Annotated in this window: 23 protein-coding genes and 1 pseudogene; 9 read left to right on the top strand and 15 right to left on the bottom strand. The window is 75.1% G+C overall.

Annotated features, from left to right (window positions below; genetic code table 11):
- The 11 genes from DQ238_RS10610 to DQ238_RS10560 all read right to left on the bottom strand — a co-directional run.
- Positions 1-897 (bottom strand): EscN/YscN/HrcN family type III secretion system ATPase (locus DQ238_RS10610; protein ID WP_113781246.1); only part of this gene is annotated, 897 nt, incomplete at its 3' end.
- A 16-nt stretch (positions 898-913) separates the two neighbouring features.
- Positions 914-1651 (bottom strand): FliH/SctL family protein, encoded by a 738-nt coding sequence (locus DQ238_RS10605; RefSeq protein ID WP_113781245.1) that lies wholly within the window; start codon positions 1649-1651, stop codon positions 914-916.
- A 130-nt stretch (positions 1652-1781) separates the two neighbouring features.
- Positions 1782-2867, bottom strand: coding sequence for a flagellar motor switch protein FliG (gene fliG / locus DQ238_RS10600; RefSeq protein WP_113781244.1), 1086 nt, complete (start codon positions 2865-2867; stop codon positions 1782-1784).
- On the bottom strand, positions 2864-4453 hold the full coding sequence (gene fliF, locus DQ238_RS10595) for a flagellar basal-body MS-ring/collar protein FliF (protein ID WP_113781243.1): 1590 nt from the start codon (positions 4451-4453) through the stop codon (positions 2864-2866). Before fliF ends, fliG begins: the two co-directional genes overlap by 4 nt.
- Positions 4453-4779, bottom strand: coding sequence for a flagellar hook-basal body complex protein FliE (gene fliE, locus DQ238_RS10590; RefSeq protein WP_113781242.1), 327 nt, complete (start codon positions 4777-4779; stop codon positions 4453-4455). Before fliE ends, fliF begins: the two co-directional genes overlap by 1 nt.
- A 2-nt stretch (positions 4780-4781) precedes the next feature.
- Positions 4782-5186, bottom strand: coding sequence for a flagellar basal body rod protein FlgC (locus DQ238_RS10585; RefSeq protein WP_113781241.1), 405 nt, complete (start codon positions 5184-5186; stop codon positions 4782-4784).
- Positions 5187-5266: 80 nt separating this feature from the next.
- Complete coding sequence (locus tag DQ238_RS10580; RefSeq protein ID WP_199506260.1) at positions 5267-5614, bottom strand: flagellar basal body protein; 348 nt, start codon at positions 5612-5614, stop codon at positions 5267-5269.
- A 395-nt stretch (positions 5615-6009) separates the two neighbouring features.
- Positions 6010-6366, bottom strand: coding sequence for a hypothetical protein (locus tag DQ238_RS10575; RefSeq protein WP_113781267.1), 357 nt, complete (start codon positions 6364-6366; stop codon positions 6010-6012).
- Positions 6363-6749 carry a flagellar export chaperone FliS gene (gene fliS / locus DQ238_RS10570; protein WP_113781239.1) on the bottom strand — a complete coding sequence of 129 codons (387 nt, stop codon included), beginning with the start codon at positions 6747-6749 and terminating at the stop codon, positions 6363-6365. The genes DQ238_RS10575 and fliS overlap by 4 nt, the downstream gene beginning before the upstream one ends.
- Before the next feature lie 39 nt (positions 6750-6788).
- Entirely contained in the window at positions 6789-8111 is a 1323-nt protein-coding gene (gene fliD / locus DQ238_RS10565; RefSeq protein WP_113781238.1) for a flagellar filament capping protein FliD, read from the bottom strand.
- Between the two features lie 101 nt (positions 8112-8212).
- Positions 8213-8998 (bottom strand): flagellin, encoded by a 786-nt coding sequence (locus tag DQ238_RS10560; RefSeq protein ID WP_113781237.1) that lies wholly within the window; start codon positions 8996-8998, stop codon positions 8213-8215.
- A gap of 393 nt (positions 8999-9391) precedes the next feature.
- On the opposite strand from DQ238_RS10560, the gene DQ238_RS10555 reads away from it, so the two are divergent.
- Positions 9392-10465 carry a glycosyltransferase gene (locus DQ238_RS10555; RefSeq protein WP_113781236.1) on the top strand — a complete coding sequence of 358 codons (1074 nt, stop codon included), beginning with the start codon at positions 9392-9394 and terminating at the stop codon, positions 10463-10465.
- A gap of 128 nt (positions 10466-10593) precedes the next feature.
- Here the strand turns inward: DQ238_RS10555 and DQ238_RS10550 are convergent, their stop codons facing one another.
- From DQ238_RS10550 to DQ238_RS10540, 3 genes are read right to left on the bottom strand one after another with little or no spacing between them, the layout of a single operon-like run.
- Positions 10594-11976, bottom strand: coding sequence for a hypothetical protein (locus DQ238_RS10550; RefSeq protein ID WP_113781235.1), 1383 nt, complete (start codon positions 11974-11976; stop codon positions 10594-10596).
- Positions 11969-12670, bottom strand: coding sequence for a bifunctional 2-polyprenyl-6-hydroxyphenol methylase/3-demethylubiquinol 3-O-methyltransferase UbiG (locus tag DQ238_RS10545; protein WP_113781234.1), 702 nt, complete (start codon positions 12668-12670; stop codon positions 11969-11971). The genes DQ238_RS10550 and DQ238_RS10545 overlap by 8 nt, the downstream gene beginning before the upstream one ends.
- Complete coding sequence (locus DQ238_RS10540; protein ID WP_147263045.1) at positions 12670-13596, bottom strand: GNAT family N-acetyltransferase; 927 nt, start codon at positions 13594-13596, stop codon at positions 12670-12672. Before DQ238_RS10540 ends, DQ238_RS10545 begins: the two co-directional genes overlap by 1 nt.
- A 60-nt stretch (positions 13597-13656) precedes the next feature.
- Here DQ238_RS10540 and DQ238_RS10535 point away from each other — a divergent pair, with 60 nt between their 5' ends.
- The 3 genes from DQ238_RS10535 to DQ238_RS22765 are packed head-to-tail and all read left to right on the top strand — an operon-like array spanning position 13657 to position 16594.
- Positions 13657-14169 (top strand): FdtA/QdtA family cupin domain-containing protein, encoded by a 513-nt coding sequence (locus tag DQ238_RS10535; RefSeq protein ID WP_113781232.1) that lies wholly within the window; start codon positions 13657-13659, stop codon positions 14167-14169.
- Complete coding sequence (locus DQ238_RS10530) at positions 14166-15281, top strand: DegT/DnrJ/EryC1/StrS aminotransferase family protein (protein ID WP_113781231.1); 1116 nt, start codon at positions 14166-14168, stop codon at positions 15279-15281. The genes DQ238_RS10535 and DQ238_RS10530 overlap by 4 nt, the downstream gene beginning before the upstream one ends.
- The gene (locus DQ238_RS22765; RefSeq protein ID WP_158550757.1) at positions 15278-16594 is read left to right on the top strand and encodes a glycosyltransferase family 2 protein; all 1317 of its coding nucleotides are present in this window, start codon (positions 15278-15280) and stop codon (positions 16592-16594) included. Before DQ238_RS10530 ends, DQ238_RS22765 begins: the two co-directional genes overlap by 4 nt.
- Before the next feature lie 167 nt (positions 16595-16761).
- On the opposite strand, the gene DQ238_RS10510 is transcribed toward DQ238_RS22765, so the two are convergent.
- Complete coding sequence (locus tag DQ238_RS10510; RefSeq protein WP_233495870.1) at positions 16762-17637, bottom strand: sigma-70 family RNA polymerase sigma factor; 876 nt, start codon at positions 17635-17637, stop codon at positions 16762-16764.
- A 304-nt stretch (positions 17638-17941) separates the two neighbouring features.
- Between DQ238_RS10510 and DQ238_RS10505 the strand changes: the two genes are divergently transcribed.
- From DQ238_RS10505 to csrA, 5 genes and pseudogenes are all read left to right on the top strand, one after another.
- A complete protein-coding gene (locus DQ238_RS10505) occupies positions 17942-18427 on the top strand; it encodes a flagellar protein FlgN (RefSeq protein ID WP_113781229.1) in 486 nt (161 codons plus the stop codon).
- The gene (gene flgK, locus DQ238_RS10500) at positions 18424-19848 is read left to right on the top strand and encodes a flagellar hook-associated protein FlgK (protein WP_113781228.1); all 1425 of its coding nucleotides are present in this window, start codon (positions 18424-18426) and stop codon (positions 19846-19848) included. The genes DQ238_RS10505 and flgK overlap by 4 nt, the downstream gene beginning before the upstream one ends.
- 4 nt (positions 19849-19852) lie before the next feature.
- Complete coding sequence (locus DQ238_RS10495; protein ID WP_113781227.1) at positions 19853-20755, top strand: flagellin; 903 nt, start codon at positions 19853-19855, stop codon at positions 20753-20755.
- The gene (gene fliW, locus DQ238_RS10490; RefSeq protein ID WP_113781226.1) at positions 20752-21156 is read left to right on the top strand and encodes a flagellar assembly protein FliW; all 405 of its coding nucleotides are present in this window, start codon (positions 20752-20754) and stop codon (positions 21154-21156) included. Before DQ238_RS10495 ends, fliW begins: the two co-directional genes overlap by 4 nt.
- A 98-nt stretch (positions 21157-21254) precedes the next feature.
- Positions 21255-21428 (top strand): annotated as a pseudogene (gene csrA / locus DQ238_RS24370) (carbon storage regulator CsrA); the annotation flags it as partial.
- Positions 21429-21707 lie beyond the last annotated feature (279 nt).

The raw sequence follows: 21707 nt of genomic DNA, 5'->3' as shown, positions 1-21707 counted from the left end.
CGAGCCGACCGCGGCGGTGCCGGCCTTCTCCAGCAGCCGGGGCAGCATCGCGAAGACGCTCGGTGGGTAGCCGCGGGTGGCCGGCGGCTCGCCGGCCGACAGGCCCACCTCGCGCTGGGCCATCGCCGTCCGGGTGATCGAGTCCATCATCAGCAGTACGTCGCGGCCCTGGTCGCGGAAGCCCTCGGCGATGCGGGTGGCGACGAACGCGGCCTTCAGGCGCACCAGCGGCGGCTCGTCGGAGGTGGCGACGACGACGACGGTGCGCGCCATCCCCGCAGGCCCGAGGTTCTCCTCGAGGAACTCCCGGACCTCGCGGCCACGCTCGCCGATCAGCCCGATGACCCGGACGTCGGCGTCGGTGCCGCGGGTGATCTGGGCCAGCAGGGTCGACTTGCCCACGCCGGAGCCGGCGAAGATGCCCAGCCGCTGCCCCTTGCCGAGGGGCACCATCGTGTCCAGCACCCGGACGCCGGAGGTCAGCGGCTCCTGCACGCGGGTGCGCGACAGCGCGTGCGGGGTCTCGCTGACCAGGTCGACGCACTCCAGGGACGGGTCCAGCGGCGGACCGCCGTCCACCGGCCGGCCCAGCCCGTCGAGCACCCGGCCGAGCAGCGCCTCGCCGACCGGCACCTGCAGCGGCATGCCGGTGGCGCGCACCCGCGCCCCGGCGTGCACGCCGGACAGCTCGCCCAGCGGCATGCAGGTGAGCCGGTCGCGGGAGACCGCGACCACCTCGGCGAGCAGCCCGCGCGGGCCCGGGTCGACCTCGACCAGGTCGCCGACGGCGGCGACGACGCCCTCCACCGCGAGGGTCAGCCCCATGGCGCCGACGACCGACCCGGTGAGCTCCGGGCGGGCCGCGGCGCGGGCGCGGTCGAGCAGCCCCAGGGTCATGGCGCCAGCTCCCGGGTCATGGCGCCAGCACCGCGCGGACCCGCTGGAGCGCGGCGCCGAGCTGCGCGTCGACCCGCGTGGGACCGGTCTCGGCGACGGCGCCGGCCCGCTCGACGCAGCGGTCGCCGACCACCCGCACCGTGTCGGGCAGCCCGGCCAGCGCCTCGGCGGGGATCTCGGCGAGGTCGTCGGGGTGCAGCCGGACGACGGTGGGCGCGTCGGCCGGGCACAGGGTCAGCGCGCGGCGGACGGCGTCCATGACCGGGTCCTCGGCGAGGGCCAGCTCGCGGCAGAGCAGGTCTTCGACCAGGGTGAGCACGATCGAGACGACCGAGTCGCGGACGTCCTCGGCGACCGGGAGCGCGGCCGCCTCCAGCTGGGTCACCGCCGCGCCCAGGGCCGCGGTGGCCGAGACCAGCCGCCGCTCCCAGCGGGCCTGCACCTCGGCCAGGCGCGCCTCGGCGGCCCGCTCGGCCTCGACGACGACCGCCTCGGCGGCGCGGCTGCCCTCGGCGTGCCCGGCGGCGTAGCCCTCGCTGCGGGCGTGCTCGCGCAGCCGCGCCAGCTCCTCGGCGTAGACGTCGCCGAGCCGCAACGACGTCCGGCCGCCCGGCACCGGCACGTCGGCCGCCCGGCGGACCGTCGTCCGCCGCTCGCCGACCGGCGGCACGGGGACCGCCCGCGTGTACGGGGCGGCCGGGGCGGCCTGCGCGGCGACCCCGCCGCGCAGCAGCGCGGACTCTCGTCCCGTCATCCGGTGAGCGGCCCCGTCCAGGGTCCCGCCCCGAGCCTGCGAGCGGTTGATGGCCCCGTCCAGGACACCGCCGCGAGCCTGCGAGCGGTGGGGAGGACGGGGTCCTTCGAGGGGTCCTTCGGGGGGTCCTTCAGGAGACGAAGTCATCCTCGCCTCCCCGGCTGATGGTCAGCACGCCCTGCTCCTCGAGGGTGCGGATGACGCCGACGACCTTGGCCTGGGCCTCCTCGACGGTCCGGGTGCGGACCGGGCCGAGCAGCTCGATCTCCTCGGCGAGGTTCTCCGCGGCGCGCTCGGAGAGGTTGCGGACCACCTTGTCGCGGACGTCGGGGCGCACCCCCTTGAGCGCGGTGGCCAGGTCGCTCGCGTCCACCTCCCGCAGCACCAGCTGCAGCGAGCGGTCGTCGATGGTGACGATGTCCTCGAAGACGAACATCTGGGCGCGGACCTGCTCGGCCAGCTCCGGGTCGGTGCTGTCCAGCCACTCGAGGATCGACCGCTCGGTGGGCCGCGGCGAGCGGTTGATGATCTCCACGAGGGTCTCGACGCCGCCGACGGTGCTCATGTCCTGGTGGGCCAGCAGCGACCCCATGCGGCGGCCGAGCTCCTCCTCGACCAGCCGGACCATCTCCGGGGAGGTGCGGTCCATGGTGGCGATCCGGTGGGCGACCGCGGCCTGCTGCTCGGGGGCGAACCCGGAGAGCACCTCGGCCGACTGCGCGGCGGTCAGGTGGGCCAGCACCAGGGCGATGACCTGCGGGTGCTCGTCCTTCAAGAAGGTCACCAGCTGGCGGACGTCGGCGTTGCGCAGCGAGGCGAACGGCACCTCGGTGTAGACGACGTTGAGCCGGGACAGGATGCCGTCGGCCTTGTCCTCGCCCAGCCCCGCGGCGAGGATCTCGCGGGCGAACTCCACGCCGCCGCGGCCGACGAACCGCTGCGCGGTCATCAGGTGGTGGAACTCCTGGAGGACGCCGTCGACGTCCTCGGCCCCCACCGTGCCGAGCTTCATCAGCTCGCGGGTCACCTGTTCGACCTCGCGTGGGCGCATCTTGGCCAGCAGCGCGCCGGCCTCCTCCTTGGACAGCTGGGCGATGAACACCGCGGCCTTGCGGATGCCCGGCAGCTCCGGGCGCTGCCGCACGGCGGGGAGGACGGCGGTCTGCGCGGCGGCCGGCGCCGTGCCGACCATCTGCTCGATGCTGGCGAGCGTCACGGCCTCGGCCCGCTCTCGCTCAGCCAGCCGCGCAGCATGGCCGCGACCTCGTCGGGCTTCTCGCTGACCATCGCGGCGATCTCCCCCCGCACCCGCTGGCGCTCGGCGGCCTCCAGCTCGGCCGCGGCGTCGTCCACCGGGGCCTCCCGCGTGCTCTCGATGCGGATCCGGTCGAGCTCGGCCATCACGTCGTCGGTGAGCTCCAGCGGCTCGTAGTCCTCCTCGACCTCCTGCCTGCGGCGCGAGCGCAGCCAGACCACGAGCACGAGCAGGGCGATGCCGAGGGCGATGCCGCCGGTCTTGACCATCGACCACAGCTGGGCCTGCCGCTCGGCCTCCTGCGCGGTCTCCAGCTCGGCGGCCGCCTGGTCGGCGGCGCTCGTGTCGAAGGCCATCGCGGCGACGGTGATGTCGTCGCCGCGCGCCGCGTCGAGGCCGACGGCGTTGCCGACCAGCTGCTCGATCTGGGCCTGGTTGAGGTTGCCGGCGACCTGCTGGTCCATGACCACCGAGACGGTCAGCCGCTTGATGGTGCCGGGGGCGTCCTCGACCTTCTGCGTGACCGTACCGACGGCGTTGTTGGCCGTCGTCGACTCCTTGCTGTACGTGGAGTCCCCGTTGCCGCCGGTGGTGCCGGTCTGGTTCTCCGGGCCCAGGACGCCGCCGACCGCGGCCCCGGTGCCGCGGTACTGCTCGGTGGTCGTCTGCTCCGAGATGGGCGGGGTGCCCTGCTCGTAGGTGTGCGTCTCCGAGGTGGTGCTGCGCTGGGAGAGGTCCAGGTCGGCGCGCACCGACACGCGGGCGCCGCCGGGACCGAGGATCGGGTCGAGCACCGCCTGCGCGTTGGCCGCCAGCCGGGACTCGTACTCCTGCTCCAGCTGCGAGCGGGCGTCACCGGCCGCGGCGGTCACGCCCTGGCCGGGGGCGGAGAGCACCGCGCCGGCGGAGTCGGCGACGGTGACCTGGTCGGGGTCCATGTCCTGGATGCTGGAGGACACCAGGTTGGTGACCGCCTGCACCTGCTCGCCGGAGAGCTCCGTGCCCGGGGCCAGGTCCAGCAGCACCGAGGCGGTGGCCTGCTCCTGGTCGGTGGCGAAGACCTCGTCCTCGGGCAGGGCCACGTGCACCACCGCCGACCGGACGCCGTCGAGCGCCTCCAGGGTCGTGGCCAGCTCGCCCTCGAGGGCCCGCTGGTAGGACACCTGCTGCTGGAACTCGCTGGTGGTGATGCCCTGCTCGTCGAGCAGCGCGTACCCGGTGTCGGAGCCGGCGGGCAGGCCCTTGCCGCTCATCGACAGCCGCAGGTCGTACACCTGGTCGTTGGGGACCATGATCGTCGCGCCGCCGTCGGCCAGCTGGTAGGCCACGCCTGCGGCGTTGAGCTCGTCGACGATCGCCGAGGCGTCGGACGCGGCCAGGTTGGAGAACAGCGGGGCGTAGGTGGGGGCGGTGATCCACCGGTAGAAGAAGAACCCGCCGAGGAGCAGCCCGACGACCAGCAGGCCGATGACGACCTTCTGGCCGAGGCTGATCGTGGACAGCGCGGAGCGCAGGCGCCCCAGCGGCCCGGCGAGGGCGGCAGGCATCAGACCGGCATCCTCATGATCTCGGTGAAGGCCTCGACGGCCTTGTTCTTGAGGGTCACGACCGTCTCGGTGGCGAGCTCGGCCTCGTTCGCGGCGATCGTGTAGTCGTGCACGTCGCGCAGCTCGCCGGTGGCGGCCTGGGTGGCCAGCGAGTCGGACGCCGACTGCGTCGCCTGCAGCTGGTCGAGCGACGCGGCCAGGACCGCGGCGAACCCGCCGTCGGAGGCCGCCGCCCGCGTGCCGGTGACGGCCTCGGTGCCGGTCGTCGCGGCCACACCCGGGGTCGGGACGACGGGGAACGAGATGCCGCCGATGGCGGAGGTCATGGTCAGCCCTTCCCGAGCTGCAGGGCGGCCTGGTAGGCGCTGGTGGCGCGTTCGACGACGGCCAGGTTCGCCTGGTAGCCGCGCTGCGCCATGAGCAGCTGCGTCATCTGGTCGCCGAGGTCGATGTCGGGGTACTCGACGTAGCCGTCGGCGTCGGCCAGCGGGTGGTCGGGCTCGTACACCCGCCGGCCTTCGGCGCTGCCGAACTCGGCCCGGGCCACGCGCACGCCGCCCTCGCCGGACCCGTAGTCGACGGCCTGGGCGACGACCAGCCGCTCCCGGAACGCGTCCTCGTCGGTCGAGGTGACGGTGTTGACGTTGGCGATGTTGTCCGAGACGGCGTCCAGCCACTTGCGGTGGACGAGCAGCCCGGAGCCGGAGATGCCGAGGGTGTCGAAGACGCTCATGCCATCTCCTCGCTGGTCCTCGTCGATCGCATCCGCGAGACGGCTGTGCTCATCGGTTCGCCCGCACGCTCGCTCATGGGTCAGGCCGTCCGCAGGGCGGTGCGCAGGACGCTGTACTTGCCGTCGAGCGCGTTCAGGGCCAGCTGGTAGCGCAGGCCGGTCTCGGTGGCGATCACGGTCTCGGCGTCGAGGTTGACGTTGTTGCCGTCGGTGCGGGTCGGCTCCAGGGAGCGGGCGACGGTGCCGGCGGAGCCGGTCGGCGTCCGGCCGCTGGACAGGGCGCTGCGCAGGCCGGACTCGAAGTCGACGCGGCCGGCGAGGAAGCCCGGCGTCTGCAGGTTGGCGATGTTGTCGGCGGTGACCCGCTGGCGCTGGGCGAGCCCGGTGAGGGCGGCGTGCAGGGCCGTCGAGGTGACGTCGCCGATCACCGGGCGGTTCCGCGGGCAGGGCAGCAGGACACGATCGGCCTCCGGGTGCGCGAAGGGGACACTCGCGAGCGAGTGAGGGCCGCCGATCCGTGGCGAAGGGCTGTGCTGTCCGTGCTCCCGTCTCATCGGCACCCCGCGCCCCGCGCCTGAACCGGTGCCGGCCACGGGAGTGGCCGCAGTCGCCGGGTGGGGTGGACGGTTCCCGTGTGACTGCCGGGGGTGGTGCAGCCGGCGCCCGGGGTGCCCGCCGGGGGCCGGAGCCGGATGCGCGAGACCCCCGCGGCCGCAGGGCCACGGGGGTCTCGGCTGAAGGACCCCGTCCTCCTCACCCCTCGCATGCTCGGGGTGGGCCTCGGGACGGGGCCAGCGGCGGTGCCCTGGATGGGGTTGGGGGACTACAGGGCTCGGTCGATGAACGAGGCGACCGGGCGGGACGGGCCGTGGGACATCCGCGCGGCGACGTCGCGCTGCCGCCGGGACGCGACGATCCGCTCGACGAGCTCCTCGGCCACGGCCAGCTGGTGCTGCAGCAGCCGGGCGGCGCGCTCGCGCAGGTCCTCGGGGACGGGGCCCAGCGCGGTGGGCGGCACCCAGTCCTGCGCGCGCCGGCCCCAGGTGGCGATCTCCTCGTCCCGGTCGGTCGCCAGCAGCGACTCGGCGGCGACGACCTCGCCCTCCAGCGTGTCGAGGACCGTCGCCCAGTCGCGGGACGCCTCGCCGCCGGGGGCGCCGGTCGGGCGGGGTGGGGTCACGTGGACGGCGCGGCGAGCGAGGCGGCCGCCTGCCGCCACGCGTCCCGGAGCGGCTCGACGACCTGCCGGCAGGAGGCGACCCGGTTGCGGTCGCCCCTGACGTTGGCCTGCACCAGCTCGCCGATCAGCCACGAGTACAGGGAGGCCAGGCGCGGGCCGCCCTCCCAGGCGTCGACCTGCAGGCTGCTGCGCAGCTCGAAGACGATGTCCTGGGCGTGCTGCAACTCCTCGCCGGCGGCCGTGCGGTCGCCCTCGGCGAGGGCCGCCTGCGCCCGCTCCAGGTCGAGCGCGAGCCGGTCGTAGAGCATGACGAGCAGCTGCTGCGGCGAGGCGGTGGCGACCGAGTCGCCCAGGTAGCGGGCGCGCAGGGCGGCGGCACTCATCGGTGGACTCCTGGTTCGGGGGAGGGGCGTGGGGTCGGGTCAGGACGACGGCAGCGACTTCAGTTGCGAGGCCAGCCAGGACGACTGGTTCTGCAACGAGCTCAGGGCGGTCTCCATGGCGGTGAACTGCGCGGTGAGCGTGGTCCTGCGCAGCTCGAGCCGCCGGTCCCAGTCCTCGATCCGCAGCTGCAGGTCCGACGCCTGCTCGTCCTCGCTCGCGGCCTTGAGGACCAGGACGCCCGTGGTGGACCTGCTGGCCTCCTCGGCCACGGCCAGCAGCCGCCGGGCGACGCCGGGGACCGCGCTCGTGCCGGTGCCGGTGCCGTCGACCAGCCGCCGGGCCAGCGTCGGGTCGGCCGTGAGGGCCTCGGTGAAGGCCGTCGCGTCGAAGACGACGCTGCCGTAGCGGTCCAGCTGGATGCCGACCTGGGCAGCCGAGTCCTCGTCGCCGATGGCGTCCGCGACGGCTCGCAGCACCTCGTTGGCCAGCCCCCGCAGGGTGCTGTCGCCCTTGAGGGCCGCGGTGCTGCCGGTGGCCGTGCCGGTCTGCGTCCTGATGCTGGAGAGCGCGTCGTTGGCGGCGGTGACCAGCTTCTGCACCGCGGTGGTGATCGCCTCCGGGTCGCTGGCGACGTCCACCGTCACCGGCTCCTCGGACGCCGCGGTGACGGTCAGCGTGACCCCGGGCACGAGCCCGCTGAAGGTGTTGGTGGTCGAGGTGGCCGAGAAGGTGTAGTCGCCGGAGCCGACGGTCAGCTTCGCGTCGGTGCCCTGGCTGAGGACGGCGAACCCGGTCCCGTCGGACACGGTGAAGACGCCGTCGGTCCCGGGGGTCGTCGCGGTCAGCTGCAGCCGGTACCCGTCGGCGCTGCCCACCATGGTGGCGGTGACCCCGGCGTCGGCGGCGTTGATGGCCTTCACCGCGTCGGCGAGGGACGCGCCGGCGCCGATGGTGACGTCCACCGGCGTCCGGTCGCCGTCGCCGTCGGTGATGGTGAGCGTCAGGTCGGCGGTCGGCGCGGTCCACGAGGCGCGTCCGACCACGGTGTGCCGGGCGGCGAGGCTGTCCACCGTGAAGGTCAGGGAGCCGGTGGTGGCCCCGGTCGCGGCGGTGGCCACCACCGACGCGGAGCTGCTGGTGGCCTTGGCCGCGCCCCAGGTGGGGGCCTTCGTCAGCGCCTCGGCGGCGGAGCGCAGCGCGTCGAACTTGGTGTTGACGGCGCGGTAGGCGGCGGCGTCGGCCTTGGCCTCGGTGAGCTTGTTCTTGAGGAGCGTCTGGGGGTTGCGCTCGACCGCGATGAGCTGGTCGATCAGGGAGGCGGTGTCCAGGCCCGAGATCAGGCCGGTGCTGACGCTTGTCACGACGGTGCCTCCGACGTCGGCGGTGGTGGGGCGAGCGCCGGGAAGGGGGGTGGCCCGGGGCCACCCCCCTCACCGGGTGGTGCTCAGCTGCTGCGGGTGGGTCAGCGCAGCAGCTGCAGGATGCCCTGCGAGGCCTGGTTGGCCTGCGCCAGCATGGCCGTGCCGGCCTGGCTGAGGATCTGGGTCCGGGAGAAGTTGGTCATCTCCTGCGCCATGTCGGTGTCCCGGATGCGGGACTCGGCGGCCGACAGGTTCTCGACCGACGTGTTCAGGTTGTTGATCGTGTGCTCGAAGCGGTTCTGCAGCGCACCCAGGTCGGCCCGGTAGCCCGAGACCGTCGTGATGACGGCCTGGACGGCGTCGCTCCCGCCGCTGGCCGAGAGGCTGCTGACGTCGGTGCTGGCGCTCAGGTCGACCGAGATCGTGTCACCGCTGGCGTAGCCGACCTGGAAGGTGGTGCCCGAGGCGCCGTTGAACAGAGCCACCCCGTTGAACTTGGTGTTGTCCTGGATGCGGCCGATCTCGGTCTTGAGGGCCTCGAACTCCTGGGAGATCGCGGACTTCGAGTCGTCGCTCTGCGTGCCGTTGTTGTACTGCACGGCCAGGTCGTTCATCCGCTGCAGCATCGAGCTGACCTCGGTCAGCGCACCTTCGGCCGTCTGGACGACGGAGATGCCGTCCTGCGCGTTGCGGACGGCGACCTTGAGCCCGCCGATCTGCGAACGCAGCCCCTCGGAGATGGCCAGGCCGGCCGCGTCGTCGGCGGCGCGGTTGATCCGGTAGCCCGAGGAGAGCTTCTCCAGGGACTTGCCCATCTGCGTGTCGGTGACCGACAGGTTGCGGTAGGCGTTGAACGCCGCGATGTTGGTGTTGACGCTCAGACCCATGGGGTTCCTCCTTGGCCGGGGTCCTCTGGTCCCGCTGGCATCCGTGCTGGCGGGCGTGACACCTGGGGTAACGGCCGCTGCGGGGCGGTCCTTGACCCGAACCCGGGGCTTTTTTCCGCGGCGTCTCACCCGGGCGGGTCGGCCGACGGCGGGACGGGTGGGGCTGCTGCGGCGCGTGGGTCGCTGCCCCCGGGCGACGGCGTCGGCGGCCAGCGTGTCCGAGAAGGGGCACAGGGGCCCGGTGCGAGGGTGGCGGGTACAGCGGGCGCGGCGCACCGACGCCTGCGCCCGGCGACCCGCCGCCCGCAGCCCGCCCGGTCCCCGGGCGCTCCGCGCTGCCGGGCGGTGCGACCGCGCTCGCCGGTCCGAGCGCAGTGAGGACGTCACCCGACCATGAAGGTCCTGCTCAGCACGTCGCTGTTCCGCGGCTCGCTCTACTACCGCACGGCCGAACCGGCGCGGGCGGTCGAGGAGGCCGGGCTGGGGGTCGAGGTCGAGGTCCGGCGCGGCCTGCGGACGACGATGGTGCAGCGACCCGGCCAGGCCCAGACCTCGGTCGGCGCCGTCGACGCCGAGGGTGCCGACGTCGTCGTCCTCCAGCTGCCGAAGACCCAGGGGATGCTCGAGTGCCTGCGGGTGCTGCAGGCCCAGGGCGTCGCGGTGGTCGTCGAGATGGACGACCTGCTCTCGGCCGTCCCGTTCGGCCACCGGGGGCACCGGGCGCTGGTGCGCGGCGGCGCGGCCGACCTGGCGCGGCAGTGCGCCCGCGAGGCCGACTTCGTCACGGTGTCCACGCCGGCCCTGCTCGCGGAGTACGCCCCGCACGGCCGCGGCGCGGTGGTCCCCAACGCGATCCCGCGCCGGATCATGGCGCTCCCGCCGGCCTACGAGCGCGCCCCCGAGGTGGTCACCATCGGCTGGACCGGCTCGGCCGCGACCCACCCCTACGACCTGCAGGAGATGGAGTCCGGCCTGCAGCAGGCCCTCGACCGCACCCGCGGGCGCAGCCGGTTCGCCGTCCTGGGCCAGGCCGACGACGCCCGGCAGCTGCTGCGCCTGACCGACGAGCCCGAGCACATCCCGTTCGTCCAGGACGTCGACGGCTATCTGGCGGCCATGGGCGAGCGCTTCGAGATCGGCGTCGCCCCGCTGCGCATCGACCGGTTCAACACCGGCAAGAGCTGGCTGAAGGTCATGGAGTACGCCGCGCGCGGGGTCTACGCCGTCCGGTCACCCAGCGCCGAGTACGAGCGGCTGGGGCTGGGGCTGCGCGCCAAGCGGCCGCGGGACTGGGCCACCGGGATCACCCGGGCCGTCGAGGACCCCGACGCCCGGCGGCAGGCGGCCGTCCGCGGCCGGGAGCGGGTCCTGGCCGGGCACCTCACCGAGCACACCGCCGACCTGTGGGCGTCGGCCTGGCGGCAGGCGCGGGAGAACCGCTCCCGCGCGGTGCGGCTCGGCGCCTGAGGGGAGGACCCCCCTGCCCCCCACCCCTCGTGAGCTCGCGCCAGGCCCCCTCCCGGGCACCGCCCCGAGCGGAGCGAGGGGTGGGGAGGAGGGGGTCCTTCCACCTGCAGGGGGGCCGGGGCGGCGGGTCAGGCCGTGGACGCGGCGGCCTGCAGCCCCTGCAGCACCTGCTCGTTGAAGGAGTCGGCGAACGGCGCCTGCGCGCCGCCGACGACGGTGGCGGGCACCGCCAGGTCTCGCCACCGGTCCAGGGCTGCGGCGTGCAGCCGCAGGTTGTCCGCGGTCGGGTCGGTGAAGGTCGGCCCGGCGAAGACGCCGAGGTCGTCGGCGGCGGCGCCGGCGCGCAGCAGCCCCACCCGCTGCAGGACGCCGTGGGCGGTGCGGGCCGCCGCCTCCTGCGGGACGTCGTGGGCGAGCTCGACGCACACCACGCGGCAGCCGGCGCCGTACGGTGCACCGGGCGTGACCCGGTAGGCCGCCACGTCGGCGTCCAGCACGTCGACGAAGCCGGGCAGCGCGCGCAGGTCGGCCTCCCGCACCCCGACCCAGGCGAGGACCGAGCCCACCTTGGCCGGCGCGAAGGAGGTGCCCGCCGCGGCGAAGAGCTCACCGGCCGGGACGCCGAGCACCGGGCGGGTGGCGGTCTCCACCCGGCCGTCGGAGAACTCGATGCGCACCCGCCGCCCGTCCGCGGCGACCCCGGCCAGCCGGTCGTAGGCGACGACCTCGACGCCGCGGGCCCGCAGCCGGTCGAGCAGGGCCCGCACCACCGGTCCCGTGCCACCGGGCCGCACCACGGTCAGCGGGCGCTGTGGCACGAAGCCGACCGGCGCTCCGCCGAACGCCTCGGCGACCGTCCGCGGCCAGAACAGCGGCACCCACAGCTTGCGGCGGAGCGCGGCGAGCACGTCGCTGCCCCCGGCCGGGCGGACCTTCGCGACGAAGGGGGCGAGGAGGACGTCGTGGAAGGTGAGCCCGTGCTGCTGCGCGGAGACGTCGTCGAACGTCGTCTCCCACAGCCGGGGGCGCCGGTCGGGCGCCAGCAGGCCCGCGTCGCCGGAGGCGGCCGCGGCCTGCGCGGCCTCGGCCGCGATCCGGCCGGCGACGTCGGCGGGGACGAGCTCGGCGGCCCGGGACAGGTCCGAGCTCAGCAGCACCTCCGGGCCCAGGCGGCCGCCGAGGAAGGACGCCGGCGCGGCGACGGGGACGACGGCGTCGTCGCCGACCAGCTCGCGGACCCACGCGTCGACCAGGGCGACGAAGGGCCGGTGCCCCTCCTCGTCGGGCCGGTAGCGCGCCAGGGGAGGCGGCGTCCCCGTGCCCTCGTAGTGCAGCTCCAGCACCCGCATGCCCCGCTCGAGGGTGCGGCCGTCGCGCACGAGCGGCACGAAACCCCCGCCGACGCCCCGGCGGGGGAGGAACAGCCGGGTCGGTCGGCCGCGGTCGGCGAGCGCGTCGGCGGCGGTGAGCGCGGCCACGGTGCCGCCGACGACGACCTGCGGCTCACTCATCGGCGACGAAGACGGCGTAGTTGAGGGCGCCGTGCTCGGGGAACCGCCGCGCCACCCGGTCCAGGCCGGCGACGACGCCGTCGGGCAGCTCGGCCAGCTGGGCGTTGGTGAACGGCTTGAGCAGCACCGGCTCCCGGTGGACGCACACCAGCCCCGCCTGCCGGGCCAGCGCCTCCAGGCGGTCGGCGTCGAAGATCTCCACCGTGGCCAGCGCGCGGCCGCGGTCGCTCAGCGCGGCCGGGCCGTCGAGGATGCCCATCTCCACCGCGATCAGCCGGTGCAGGGAGTAGGGGTTGGTCAGCGAGACGTGCACCAGCCCGCCGGGTGCGAGCAGGTCGTCGTGGATCCGGCGCAGCAGGCGCAGCGGATCGGCGAGCTCGTTGAGCAGGTGGGCGGCGACCACGTGCTCGTAGCGCCGCGTGCCGGGGAAGTCGTCGATGTCGGTCAGGTGGAACGTGGCCCGCGGCAGCGCGCGGGCCACCGCCGCCCGGTGGTAGGACGGGGTCCGCTCGACGGCGTCGACGGTGACGTCCCGCTCCGCGAACAGGGACGTCATGAGCCCGGTCGCGCAGCCCAGCTCGAGGACGCCGTCCCCGGGGCGGAACCACCGGCGGATGCGCGTGCCGGTGGCCACGGTGTAGTGCCGGTCGAAGTCCGTGTCCGGGTCGTAGCGGCTCGAGTAGTCGTGCGCCATCAACCGAGTGTCACCACGAGGACCTTCCGCGTACCGGTCGACGCGCCGACGCTGCGCTTGAAGTGGGCCAGCCCGAGGTTCGGCGTCCCGTCCTTCTCGCTCGACGGGCCGAGGTCGAGCAGGCGCGCCCCGGTGCGCGCCGAGCGGGTGACCAGGTGGTGGGCCAGCAGGTTCATGGGGGAGCGCTGCAGCCCGTGGTCGACCGCGTCGCCCCAGGCGACCAGCAGGTCGACGTCGCGCAGCACCCGGTACACCACCGCCGACGCCACCGGACGGCCCGCGTGCCGCAGCAGCGACAGCCGTACGCGGTCGGGGAACGCCCGCCGGACCTCTCCGAGGTAGTCGCGGGACAGCCCGGGGGGCCGGCCGTGCGCCGCCCGGTTGGCGGCCAGGATGCCGTGCAGGACGGTGAGGTTCTCGCCGTCGTCGACGTCGGTGAGCTGGTACGGCAGGCGCAGGTCGGCGCGGACGTCGCGGGCGCGCTTCCTGCCCAGCAGGGCCAGCGCGTCGCCGTCCGCCGGGATGCGGCGCAGGTCGACGTACTGGTTGAGGTCGCAGTGCTCCACGGTGGCGCCCAGGTGCAGCAGGGCGTACTCGACCAGCGGTTCCGCGGCCGAGTACTCGCTCGGCCGGCAGCGGATGCGGACGGTCCCGACACCGGCCGCCCGGGCGGCCGCCAGGGCGCCCTCGACCAGGCCGACGACGTCCTCGACGGGAGGGTCGGACCGGACCAGGTCCGGGCCGCCGAAGGGCGCGCTGTGCCCGGACAGGAGGACGCCGTCGGAGACGACCCCGTCCAGGACGCCCACGAGCCGCCCGTCGCGCCGGTGCTCGTACCGCCAGCGCCGCGCCCCGGCCACCGCGTTGAGGTCGTGGAAGCGGGAGGAGCAGAACAGCAAGCCTCCACCAACGAGCGTGTCCAGCATCGTCAAGTCCCACCCCCGCGCTTGGGACCCACGGGTCCGCGCATCCTGTTCGCTCGGTGCATGACCGTCGGAGAGCTGCCACCGGACGTCCGCGTCGAGCGCCGGGTGCGTCCCCTGGGGCGCCGGGCCGGCGACCGGAGCTGGCCCCCGGGACGCGCCGCGCTCGGGTGCCGGATCGTCGACCTCCCCCGGGTGGCCGACTGCCGGGGCAACCTCACCTTCATCGAAGGTAGCGAGCACGTCCCGTTCGACATCGAGCGCGTCTACTACCTGTACGACGTCCCCGGGGGCGAGTCGAGGGGTGGGCACGCGCACCGGGAGCTGGAACAGCTGATCATCGCCGCCGCCGGCAGCTTCGACGTGGTCGTCGACGACGGGACCAGGCGGGAACGCTTCTTCCTCAACCGGTCGTACTTCGGGCTCTACGTGCCGCCGATGACGTGGCGGGAGCTGGACGACTTCTCCAGCGGCAGCGTCTGCCTGGTGCTCGCCTCCCGCAGGTACGACGAGGGCGACTACTACCGCGACTACGACCAGTTCGTCGCCGCCCGCGCCGGCGAGGGCACCCCGTGACCCGCACCGCGCAGCGCGTCCCCTTCCTGGACCTCGTCGCCCTGCACGAGGAGCTGCACGGCGAGCTCGCCGAGGCGGCGCTGCGCGTGCTGCGCAGCGAACGGGTCCTCCTGGGTCCGGAGCTGGCCGCCTTCGAGCAGGCCTGGGCGGAGGCCGTCGGCGCCCGGTTCGCCGTGGGCGTCGGCAGCGGCCTCGACGCGCTGTCCCTCGGCCTGCGGGCGCTGGGCGTCGGCCCCGGCGACGAGGTCCTGGTGCCGTCGCACACCTTCGTCGCCACCTGGTTGGCCGTCGTCCACGTCGGCGCGGTACCGGTCCCGGTGGACGTCTCGCCGTCCACCGGTCTGTGGGACGCCGGTGCGCTCGACGCCGCGGTCACCAGCCGGACGCGGGCCGTCGTGCCGGTGCACCTCTACGGGCACCCCGTGGACCTCGACCCGGTCCTGGACCTGGCCGCCCGTCGCGGCCTGGCCGTGCTCGACGACGCCGCGCAGGCGCACGGCGCCCGGTACCGCGGCCGTCCCGTCGGCGGGCTGGCCTCGGCCACGGCCTGGAGCTTCTACCCGGGGAAGAACCTCGGCGCGGTCGGGGACGGCGGCGCGGTCACCACGTCGGATCCCGAGGTCGCGCGCCGCCTCAGGTCGCTGCGCAACTACGGCTCCACCGAGAAGTACGTGCACGACGAGGTCGGCTGGAACAGCCGGCTCGACGAGCTGCAGGCCGCCCTGCTGTCGGTGAAGCTGCGCCGGCTCGCCGGGTTCACCGCCCGCCGGGCCGAGGTCGCCCGCCGCTACGACGAGGGGCTGGCCGGGTCGGGGCTCGTCCTGCCCGTGACCGCGGCCTGGGCCGCGCCGGCCTGGCACCTCTACGTGGTCCGGACGCCGCACCGCGACGCGCTGCGGGCGCACCTGGCGTCCCTCGGGGTCGAGACGGGCGTCCACTACCCCGTCCCGCCGCACCGCCAGGCGGCCTTCGCCGGCACTCCGGCGGCCGCCGCGGACCTGCCGGTCGCCGACCGGCTCGCGCGGGAGGTGCTCAGCCTGCCGATGGGCCCGCACCTGGACGAGGCGGCGCAGGAGCACGTCCTCGACGCCGTGTGGTCGTTCCGGCCGTGAGCGGGCCGCTGGTCAGCGTCCTCGTCCCGACCCACGACGGGGAGCGGTTCCTGGGGGAGGCCCTGCGCTCGGCGCTCGCCCAGACCCACACCCACCTCGAGGTCCTCGTCGGCGACGACGCCTCCACCGACGGCACGCCGGCGCTGCTGGAGACCTTCCGGGCGGCCGACCCCCGGGTCCGCGTGCTGCGCCACGAGACCAACGTCGGTGCCTTCGCCAACCCGGTGCGCCTGCTGGAGGAGGCGCGGGGCGAGTACGTGAAGTTCCTCCTGCACGACGACGTGCTCGCCCCGGGGTGCGTCGCGACGCTGCTGGCCGGCATGCGGTCCTCGGACTCGGTGTCGTTGGCCTTCTCCCACCGCTCGACGATCGGTGCGGACGGCGAACCGGTCGGCAGCCCGCTCGGCGCCCCCCTGCTGGAGCGGACGGGGGTGCTCGACGGGACGCTGCTGGGCAACGCCGTGCTGGAGTTCTGCCGGAACGTCGTCGGCGAGCTGACCACGTGCCTGTTCCGGCGCTCGGACGTCGACCCCTTGCGGCTGTGGCAGGTCGACGGGCGGCAGCTGGCGGCCAACGGTGACGTGGGCCTCTGGCTGGACCTGCTGTCACGGGGCAGGGCCTTCTACAGCGCGGACACCCTCAGCTCCTTCCGGCTGCACCCCACCCAGCGCTCCCGGGACCCCCGGCTCCTGGCGAGGGGCGCGCGCGACTGGCCCCTGCTCATCGACTGGGGTCGCCGGCACGGCTTCCTGGGCGACCCGGAGCAGGAGCGCCGGGCGCACGCGGAGGCGCTGCGGACGGCGGCGGCGGTCTCGGCCCGGATGCCCTCGGCCGCGGAGGCCGGCCCCGCCCTGGAGGCGGTGTTCCTGTCCACGGCCCGCCTGGTGGAGCTGGGCTCCCGGGTCCCGGTGGACGACGACCGGCCTCTGGCCGACCGGGTCCACGGTCCCGCCGTCCTCGACCGGTTCACCCAGGAGCTGGACGTCTGGGCGCAGCCGCACCCGTTCGCGCTGGCCGTGCCGGCTCCGGACGCGGCGGAGGTGGACGCGACCGTGGAGGCCCTCCGGCAGGTCCGTGCCGCGGGCGCCGCCGACCGGCTGCTCATCGCGACCGAGCAGCGCCACCTGGACCGGCTCGTCCCGCTGGCGGAGGCCGCGCTGGCGCGGGGCGAGGACGTCGACGTCGAGCTCGTCCCGACCGACGACCCCGGCGGGTTGCTGCCCGCACCGTGGCTGGCCGTGGCCCCCCCGGGCCGCGCCTGGCACCAGGGGCGGGCCGCGGCGGTGTGGACCCTCCCGCGCGCACCGCGCTGACGTCCGGCCCTCCCCGGCCGCACCGGGCGAGGTCCCCGTCACCGCACGACTGAGCGCCCGCCCAGCTCACAGCGTCTTGCCGGTCGTTTGCGTGCTTTGCCGGCTCGATCGCACCCGCAGAGCGCGAGAAGAGCCGGCAAGGGGGGCAGCCGACGAGAGGACCGCGGTCAGGCCGGACGGGCGGCGGCCCGGCTCGCCGTCACCCACGGGTTGCGGTGCGGCGGGACCGCCGCGGGACGCGGGTGGGGGAGCGGCGCAGCGGTGCGCTGCGGAGCGGCCGGTGGTGGGGCGTTGCGGCCGGCCACCCGGTCGACGTAGGAGCGCTGCTGGTTGCGCGCCCGCACGCCGCCGTCCGCCGGTACCGCCCTGCCCTCCCACACCTCGCTCATCGCCGCGTGCAGCAGGGTCAGCGCGCGGGAGCGCATCTGCGAGACGCGGGAGAGGGTGACGCCGAGGTCGGCGGCGATGTCGGTGAGCGACTCCCCGCCGAAGAAGTTGCGTTCCACGACCTCGTCGAGCCGGTCGGGCAGCTGCCGGACGGCCTCGTGCAGGTAGCGGGTGCGCTCCCGGTGCAGCACGGCCCGCTCCGGCGACTCGCCGGTGTCGGGCAGGTCCAGGGTGCTGCCGTCCGGGCCGGTCTCGGCGTCGATGCTGACCATGACCGCGCGGTGGACGTCGACCTGCAGCGAGTCGAGCTCGCTGCGCGCCATGCCGAGGCTCGCCGCGAGCTCCTCGCGCGTCGGCGGCCGGCCCAGCTGCACCGCCAGGGCGTCGGCCGCGGCGTCGGTGCGGCGGGCGGCGGCCCGCACCGACCGGCTGGCCCAGTCGCCGGAGCGCAGCTCGTCGAGGACGGCGCCCTGCAGCCGCGCCAGGGCGTAGGTCGCGAACGAGGCCCCCGCCGACGGGTCGAACCGGCGGGCCACCTCGACCAGCGCGACCCGGGCGCAGGACAGCAGGTCCTCCCGGCTGACGTGCGCGGGCAGCGAGATGCGCGAGGCCACCGCGTTGACGGCGAAGGCGGCGAGCGGCAGGTGCTGGGTCACCAGCGCGTCCACGTCGCGGGCAGGGACGTCGCGGGCAGGGACGTCCCGGGCAGGGGTGCCGGGTGCGGCGGCGGGAGGCCGCGGGGCAGGGGTCCGCTCGATCGCCGGGGCACGCGATGGTCTCACGTCCCCTCTCTCGGCAGGGCCGGGCCCGGACGGGACCACCCGATCGGCGCATCCCGGCCCGCTCGGAGGCGCCTCGGCTTGAGGACCTCCGCGCGGGTGCCGATGGCTGGAGCGCAGGACCCGCGGGCGGCACCGGTGGCCGCCGCGGGAGGGGACGGGACGGGGAGGCGGTGAGGGCGTGGACTTCCAGCACCTGTCGACGCTGCTGTGGCGCGAGCAGGAGCTGCTGGACCTGCTGCTGTTCAAGGCGGAGGAGAAGCAGTACCTGATCGTCACGGGCAAGACCCGCTGGCTGGCGCGGATCGCGCACGAGATCGAGGTGGTCCTCGACCAGCTGCGCACCCTCGAGGTGGAGCGGGCCGCGGTCACCGAGGCGCTCGCCGTCCGGCTGGGCCTGGGTGACGACCCGTCGCTGCGCAGGCTGGCCGAGGCCGCGCCGGCGCCGTGGGACGACCTGTACGCCAAGCACCACGAGGCGCTGCTGGTCCTGGTGACCGAGCTGCGCGGCCTGTCCGACTCCAACCGCGAGCTGATCGAGCGCGGCCTGTCGGCCATCGGCGACGCGCTGGTGTCGGTCCGGTCGCCGTCGGCCGGCACCTACGGGGCCAGCGGCCGCAGCGACGAGCGGTCCCACCGCGCCGTCACCCTGGACGGCGCACTGTGAGCACGTTCTCCGCGCTCAACACCGCCTCCACCGCGCTGTGGGCGGCGCAGCGCGGCCTGGACGTCACCGGGCAGAACGTCGCCAACGTCAACACCGAGGGCTACTCGCGCCAGCGGGTCGAGCTGCGGGCCACGGGCGGTACCGCCGTCCCCGCGATCCACTCGGTGAGCAGCGCCGTCGGCTCGGGGGTCGACGCCGACCGGGTCACCCGCATCCGCGACGTGTTCCTCGAGAGGCGCGCGCAGACCGAGACGGCGCGGACCGCTGCGCTCACCGTCGCCAGCGACGTGCTCGGCCAGGTGGAGACGGCGCTGCGCGAGCCCGGGGAGAGCGGCCTGCAGGCCGTGCTCGCCGAGGTGTGGAACGGCTTCAGCGCGCTGTCCAACGACTCGACCGAGACGGGGGCGCGCCGCCAGGTGCTCGAGCGCCTCGACACGCTGGCCGCCGGGATGCGCACCACCCGGGCGACCCTCGACGAGCAGTGGACGCAGACCCACGACGACCTGCAGGCGCTCGTGGCCGAGGTCAACGCGACCGCGTCGTCGGTCGCCGAGCTCAACGCGGCGATCCGGACCGCCACCCGGGCCGGCCTGTCGACCAACGAGCTCTCCGACCGCCGCGATGCCCTGGTCGTGAGACTGGCCGGGCAGGTGGGCGGCACCGCGGTGTCCGCGGCCGACGGCATGGTCGACGTCGTCGTCGGCGGCAGCGCCCTCGTCTCCGGCGGGGACACGCTGCGGCTGGAGCTGGCCGGAGGAGCCGACCCCGACGCCGTCGCGGCGGGCGACCTCCCGCGGGTCGTCACCGCGCCCGGGGGGACGGCGCTCGCCGTCGGCGGCAGCGCCGGGGGTCAGCTGGGCGTGCTGACCACGATCCTGCCGACCTACCGCGGGAAGCTCGACCAGCTGGCCCGCGACCTGGTGCAGGACCTCAACGCCGTGCAGGCCGCGGGCTTCGACGCCACCGGAGCGCCGGGCGGCGTCCTGATGGACGACGGCACCGGCAACCCCGCCCTGGTCACCGCGGCCACCATCACCCTGCGCGCCACCGACCCCGCGCAGCTGGCGGCGGACGCCAACGCGCCGGCCGGCGCGGGTGGCGCGGTCTCCGCCGACGGGCGCAACGCCGACGCGTTCTCCCGGCTCGGTCTCGCCAGCGACGGGGTGGACGCCACCTACCGGGCGATGGTCGTCGCGCTGGGGGTGGAGTCCTCCGTCGCCGCCCGCGACCTGCAGGTGCAGACGGTGATCTCCACGCAGGTGGACGCCGCCCGCGAGTCGGTGTCCGGCGTCAACCTCGACGAGGAGATGACCAGCATGCTCTCCTTCCAGCACGCCTACAGCGCCGCCGCCCGCATGGTGACGGCGATCGACGAGGCGCTGGACACCCTGATCAGCCGCACCGGCCTCGTGGGGCGGTGACCTGATGCGGATCACCCACCGCGCCGTCACCCATACCGCCCTGCTGGGCCTGAACGGCAACCTCGCCGCCGTCGGCAGGCTGCAGCAGCAGCTCACCTCCGGCAAGGTGATCAGCGCACCGTCGGACTCGCCGACCGGGACCAACACGGCCATGCGGGCCCGCCGGGACCAGAGCGCGGCGCTGCAGCACGCCCGCAACATCTCCGACGGGCAGAGCCGGCTCGACGCGACCGACAGCGCCCTGAGCGCGATCGTCGGACAGGTCCAGCAGGTGCGGGCGAAGACCGTGCAGGGTCTGAACACCGGCAGCATGTCGGCCACCTCGCGCCAGGCGATCGGCGTCGAGGTGGGGGAGCTGCGCGAGAGCCTGCTCGGCCTGGCGAACTCGACGATCGACGGCCGCCCCCTCTTCGGCGGCCCCACGACCGAGGGCACCGCCTACGATCCGGCCACCGGCGGCTACGTCGGCGTCGGCGGGGCCGGCGGCACCCCGGTCGTGCCGATCCTCCGGCGCGTGTCGGACTCCGAGCAGATCCGCGTCGACGTCACCGGCCCCGAGGCCTTCGGCCCCCCGGGCAGCGACCTGTTCACCGTCGTGTCCGACATCGCCGACCACGTCGTCACCGATCCCGACGCGCTGTCGTCCGACCTGGCGGCGCTCGACGTCGCGCTCGCCCGGCTGCTCGACGCGGCCTCCGCCATCGGCGCGCGCTCGGCCCGGATGGAGGCGGCCGCCCAGGTGAACACCGACCTGCAGCTCACCCTCAAGACGCAGCTGGCCGGCGTCGAGGACGTCGACCTGGCCAAGACCATCATGGAGCTCAGCCAGCAGCAGGTCGGCTACCAGGCGGCGCTGCAGGCCACCGCCAACGTGATCCAGCCGACGCTCGTGGACTTCCTGCGGTGACCCTCTCGCTCGTTCCGACGCTGCCCCTGCTGTCGCTCACCGAGGCGCTGCCGGGGTTCCCCGGTCACCGGGACTACGTGCTGGTCACCGCGGACGGCGACGGCCGGCTGTTCTGGCTGCAGTCGATGTCCCCCGACGGCCCCCGGTTCCTGGCCGTCGACCCCGGCGTGTACTTCCCGGACTACGCGCCGGCGCTGCCCCGCGCCGTCTGCGCCGACCTGGAGCTCGCCGACCCCGCGCAGGCGCGCCTGTACTGCCTGGTCACCGTGCCGCCGGAGGGGCCGGCGGCGGCGACGGCGAACCTGCGCGCGCCGCTGGTGGTCGACCCGGCCACCTGGCGGGCCGCCCAGGTCGTGCTCGCCGACGCCGCCCATCCCATCCGGCGTCCCCTGCGCCGATAGCTCACCAGGGCGGCTCCGCGCCGTCCGCCACGGCCCGTTCCGGCCGTCTCCCACCCACCCGCCACGGACGGCCGACCCACACCCACGGAGGGGTTCTCGTGCTCACACTCACCCGCAGCGTCGGCGAGACGATCCGCATCGGCGACGACATCGAGGTCCACGTCGTCGAGGTCCGCGGCGGCACCGTGCGCCTGGGCTTCACGGCCCCGCGGGAGGTGACCATCCACCGCGAGGAGGTCTACCGGCAGATCGCCGAGGCCAACCTCCTGGCGGCCCAGGTCACCGCCGACACCCTGGGCGCGCTGGCCGCCTTCGCCCCCGGGGCGCCCCCCACCCCGCAGCCGCGGCCGGCGGAGCAGGTCCCGGAGGGCTCCGCCGGCTGACCGGACCAGCCGGGTCGCACCCGGGGTTCCTCGTCGGAAGTCGCCGATCCTCACCGGGCCTCGTCCGGCGTCCGATCCGATACGGGCAACACCTGCCGAAGAGAGCCCCGGACAACTGCGCAGACACAGCGAGTCTTGTGCCGCCGGCGCGACCGGCGTACGCGAGAG

It is taken from the genome of Geodermatophilus sp. TF02-6, assembly GCF_003319115.1.
Taxonomy (GTDB): domain Bacteria; phylum Actinomycetota; class Actinomycetes; order Mycobacteriales; family Geodermatophilaceae; genus Geodermatophilus.
Note: the sequence above shows the minus strand (reverse complement) of the source record. Positions and strands in the feature narration are given on the sequence as shown.

Coding starts and splice junctions, on each gene's coding strand:
- DQ238_RS10605 (WP_113781245.1), bottom strand. CDS start 1,651: ATGACGGGACGAGAGTCCGCGCTGCTGCGCGGCGGGGTCGCCGCGCAG.
- fliF (WP_113781243.1), bottom strand. CDS start 4,453: ATGCCTGCCGCCCTCGCCGGGCCGCTGGGGCGCCTGCGCTCCGCGCTG.
- fliE (WP_113781242.1), bottom strand. CDS start 4,779: ATGACCTCCGCCATCGGCGGCATCTCGTTCCCCGTCGTCCCGACCCCG.
- DQ238_RS10585 (WP_113781241.1), bottom strand. CDS start 5,186: ATGAGCGTCTTCGACACCCTCGGCATCTCCGGCTCCGGGCTGCTCGTC.
- fliS (WP_113781239.1), bottom strand. CDS start 6,749: ATGAGTGCCGCCGCCCTGCGCGCCCGCTACCTGGGCGACTCGGTCGCC.
- DQ238_RS10560 (WP_113781237.1), bottom strand. CDS start 8,998: ATGGGTCTGAGCGTCAACACCAACATCGCGGCGTTCAACGCCTACCGC.
- DQ238_RS10555 (WP_113781236.1), top strand. CDS start 9,392: ATGAAGGTCCTGCTCAGCACGTCGCTGTTCCGCGGCTCGCTCTACTAC.
- DQ238_RS10550 (WP_113781235.1), bottom strand. CDS start 11,976: ATGAGTGAGCCGCAGGTCGTCGTCGGCGGCACCGTGGCCGCGCTCACC.
- DQ238_RS10545 (WP_113781234.1), bottom strand. CDS start 12,670: ATGGCGCACGACTACTCGAGCCGCTACGACCCGGACACGGACTTCGAC.
- DQ238_RS10540 (WP_147263045.1), bottom strand. CDS start 13,596: ATGCTGGACACGCTCGTTGGTGGAGGCTTGCTGTTCTGCTCCTCCCGC.
- DQ238_RS10535 (WP_113781232.1), top strand. CDS start 13,657: ATGACCGTCGGAGAGCTGCCACCGGACGTCCGCGTCGAGCGCCGGGTG.
- DQ238_RS10495 (WP_113781227.1), top strand. CDS start 19,853: ATGCGGATCACCCACCGCGCCGTCACCCATACCGCCCTGCTGGGCCTG.